This window comes from Polaromonas sp. (genome assembly GCF_031411155.1).
Taxonomy (GTDB): domain Bacteria; phylum Pseudomonadota; class Gammaproteobacteria; order Burkholderiales; family Burkholderiaceae_C; genus Polaromonas.
Genome location: NZ_JANOAL010000248.1, coordinates 1 through 3,905, shown reverse-complemented (window position 1 = coordinate 3,905; position 3,905 = coordinate 1). Strand labels below are relative to the sequence as shown.

General features: G+C 62.8%; 4 protein-coding genes. All 4 read right to left on the bottom strand.

The features are described 5' to 3' along the window. On the bottom strand, positions 1 to 89 hold an 89-nt coding region (locus RMO23_RS15100), incomplete at its 3' end, for an undecaprenyl diphosphate synthase family protein (protein WP_309683212.1). A gap of 71 nt (positions 90 to 160) precedes the next feature. Continuing rightward, positions 161 to 2,386, bottom strand: coding sequence for a polysaccharide biosynthesis tyrosine autokinase (locus RMO23_RS15095; protein WP_309683209.1), 2,226 nt, complete (start codon positions 2,384 to 2,386; stop codon positions 161 to 163). A gap of 30 nt (positions 2,387 to 2,416) precedes the next feature. Continuing rightward, entirely contained in the window at positions 2,417 to 2,851 is a 435-nt protein-coding gene (locus RMO23_RS15090; RefSeq protein WP_309683206.1) for a low molecular weight protein-tyrosine-phosphatase, read from the bottom strand. A 15-nt stretch (positions 2,852 to 2,866) separates the two neighbouring features. Further along, the gene (locus RMO23_RS15085) at positions 2,867 to 3,895 is read right to left on the bottom strand and encodes a polysaccharide biosynthesis/export family protein (RefSeq protein WP_309683203.1); all 1,029 of its coding nucleotides are present in this window, start codon (positions 3,893 to 3,895) and stop codon (positions 2,867 to 2,869) included. Positions 3,896 to 3,905: the final 10 nt, after the last annotated feature.

Here is a 3,905-nt window from a genome sequence, read left to right as displayed (position 1 = left end):
ACCAGCCCGCGAATGCGCTTGGCCCCGCTGGCATGGCCAATGGCCTTGGGCAGGCCGCGCTGGCTGGCCCAGCGGCGGTTGCCGTCCATGATGACGGCGATGTGCTGCGGCACGGGGGTGGATGGCGAGACCTTGAGCATGGGTAAAAAGGATCTCGGTATTAGTATTGGTAATTGGTGTAGCGGTAGCCACCGTACTTGTAACCCATGCCATAGCCGTAACGGCGCTTGGTCGTGTTCAGGCCATTGAAGATCACGCCGCGGGTCTGCACGCCACTTTGCGCCAGCCGTTTGGCCGACTCCTGCAGTTCGCCGAGGCTGGTGACTTCAGCCCGCGCCACCATGAACACCGCACCGGCCAGCGGGGCCAGGATGGCGGTATCGGACGCGGCCAGCACGGGCGGGGTGTCGATGATGATGAGGTCGTACTGGCCGGCCAGCTGTTGCAACAGGGCTTGCGTCGCGGGCGTCATCAGCAACTCGGCCGGGTTGGGCGGCACGGTGCCGGTGGCCAGAAAGTCGACATTAGGGGCAACTTGACGGCGCAACGCGTCAGCCAGCGGGACGCTGCCGCTCAACACCTCGCTCAGGCCGCGATCGCGGCCTTGCCCAAAGTATTGATTGAGGTGTCCCTTGCGCAGGTCGGCATCGATGAGCAGCACTTTTTTGTCGGCCGCGCCCAGCACCGCCGCAAAGTTGACGCTGGTGAACGATTTGCCGATGCCCGGTGTGGGGCCGGTGACGAGCACGATGTTGTTGACGCTGTCCAGCATGGCGAACTGCAAGGCGGTGCGCAGGCTGCGCAGGCTTTCCACGGCCGGGTCTCCCGGTGCGGTCACGGCCAGCACATGGGTGCCACGGGTTTTGGCCTTGACATCGCGGGCCAGGCCCATCTGTGCTTCGGAATGCGGCACGGTGGCAAACACAGCCAGGCCGGTGTGCTGCTCGATGTCGGCCGGGTCCTTGATGCCGGGGCGCAGGCTGTTGCGCAAAAAGGCCAGCACCAGTCCGGCCAGCAGGCCGAGCACCGCGGCCGCCCCCACCACCAGCGAACGCTTGGGTTTGACCGGGCCCTCGGGCACGGCGGCCACGTCCACGATGCGCACATTGCCGACCTTGCCCTCCTTGACCAGCCGCAGCTGCTGGGAGCTGTTGAGCAGGCTGACATAAAGTTCGTTGTTGACCTTGACGTCGCGCGTCAGGCGCAGCAGGTCTTGCTCGACATTGGGAAAAGTCTTGATTTTGCCGGTGAGTGCGGACAGTTCGCCATTGAGGCTCCTGATCTGGGCGTCAAGGGTCTGAATGCTCGGGTGCTGGGCGGTAAAGCGGGCTTCAAGCTCTTTGCGTTTTTGCTGCAGCTCGAGCAGACTGGTCTGGAGCCTGACGGCCTGGTCCAGCACCACTGTGGCTTCGGCCCCCAGGTTAAAGGTGCTGTTGTCGTTGCGAAACCGGTTGAATTTGTTCTCGGAATCTTCCAGTTGCAGGCGCAGCTGGGGCAAAAAGGTGCCCAAAAAGCCCAGAGTTTTTTCGGCCTCGGCGGCTTTGCGTTCGACGTTCTGGCGCACATAGAGTGAGCCAATTTCATTGAGTACGCGGGCGATGCGCGCGGGGTCGGCGCCCTCCATGCTGGCGCGGATGACGCCAGACTGGCGCCCCTGCTCGGCGATGTTGAGGCTGCCCTGCAGGCCTTCGGTGACGCCCAGGCGCGACGAGCGCACCAGATGGAAGGTGGCGCCGGGCTTGCCGACGGCGGTCGCCACCAGCAGCAGACCCTTCTGGCCGTCCACGGCAAATTCAAACGGCTGGCCTACCACGCCCTGACCCAGCGCCACGCCTTCGGGCGACAGCAGCTCGAAGCCTTGCGCGGTCAGCACGAGGGCAAAACGCTGCCCCTCCATCGCGGTGGGCACCTCAAGGCGGGCCACCTTGAGCGACTCGTTGCCGCTGACGTAACCGCCAAAGCCCAGGAATCCGGGATTCGATGGCTGGGTGGCGCGACGTGCAAGCCAGCGCCCCACCACCGGGAGGTACTTGGGGGCGACGCTCAGGTCGAGCTGCAGGTTTTGCACGGCTTGGCCCACCACCAGGCGCGAGCGCAGGATCTCCATTTCGGCGCCGGTCGATGAGCGGATTGAAAACAGATTGCCGACCTCACCCAGGCCGCTATCGCCCTGGGACTGCTCAACCTGAATCAGGGTATTGGCCTCGTAGATGGGCGTGCTCATGAACGCATAGAGCCCTCCGATGGCGATGACCACGACGGTAACAACGGCGATCAGCCAGCGGCTGTCGAGCACCACGTCGAACAGTTCGAGCAGGTTGATCTCCTCGCCGTCGTCGGGCACGGCAAGCGAGGGGGCGGGGGAATTCGTTTGTGGGGAGTTCATTCGCTAGTTGCTTTTTGAATGGGGTCGGGGTCAGTCCAGCTGGCGGATGCGTGGCGCCCAGTCGGCCACGCCGCGGGCGATGTCGGCATAGGCGGTTTCGAACGCGTCCCGAGGCTGACGGTAGGGATCGGCAATATCGAATTTACCGATTTCACCGAGGCGAAAGACCCTGCCGCGCGCCGACGGGTACTGCCTCTCAAGCTGGTTTTTGTGATCCTGCTCCATGACCAGAATCAGCTCGGCGGTCTGGCACATCCAGCCGACCAGTTGCTGGGCGCGGTGGGCTGACAAATCCAGCCCATGCGCCGCCGCCACCTCAATCGACAGGGGATCGGCCGGATTGCCGACCAAGGCCCCGAGGCCGGCAGACCAGATGGTTTTTTCAGGAAACTGTTGTTTCAGAAGGCCTTCTGCAATGGGGCTGCGGCAGATGTTGCCAATGCACAAGGTCAGTAGATGCTTCATCTGTCCGCGTCCGGTTCACTTGATCACATCGCGGGCAACATTCCCGATCTGCGCACTGGGCAACAGCAGGCTGAGCACGCGGTTCCAGCGCACCAGGGGCGCGGGATCAACAAAAACCACATCGCGGGCCTTCAAGTCAAAGCCCTCCGCCAGCGCGTAGGCAGCGGGTGTGCGGGCATCCAGGTGATAGATTTCCGCATTGCCCGCTGCACCGTTGCGCAACACAAAAATCTGGCGCGGATCGCCTGAAACCTGGCTCACACCGCCCGACTCGCCGAGCGCTTCGTTGAGCGTCATGCGCCCATTGCGCAGCGGCAAGGCCAGTGGCTTTAAAACTTCGCCAAGCACGAAAACCTTGGCCTCGTCGCGATGGGGCACCTGCACGGTGTCGCCACCCGCCAACAAAATGTTGCCTGGGTTGACGCCCAACTTGGCCAGTTGCGGCAAATTGATCAGCGTCGTATTGCCCTCGCGGGTAATGGCCACCGTTGAACGGTCTGCCGCGGCAGAAAAGCCGCCGGCCCGGCTAATCGCCTCTGGCAGGGTCAAGGGAATATCGTTGACAGCCTGAGGACCGGTCTGTCGAACCTCACCCTCCACATACACGCGCCCACTGCGGTAGGCTTGAATACGCACCGTGATCTCAGGATTTTTGATGTACTTGCCAAGTTTGGCCACCAGTTCATCCCGCGCCTGGGATTCCGTCAAGCCGCCGAGCTTGATGCGTCCGATAAAAGGAAATTGAATCAGGCCGTCCGCGCTGACGTTGTGCCCGCTGCCCACATCTCCAGCCGGCGCCAGGCTGAGTTCTGGGTGGTCCCAGACAACAATATTGAGCAAGTCACCCGGGCCGATGGTGTAAGGCCTGGCCACACCAAAAAGACGTTTGACATCTTGTCCAACGTCAGTTGCCGGTTGCGCGCGCTGCAGGCGAATCAGGTCGGGGGTAATCGGAAACAGGACTCCCTCTGGCTGATTGACGTTTGCCGATTTGCCGCCTTGCCCATCGGGGGCCGGCTCATAGGCGCGTAGCCATTGCGGCAAAGGCACGCCA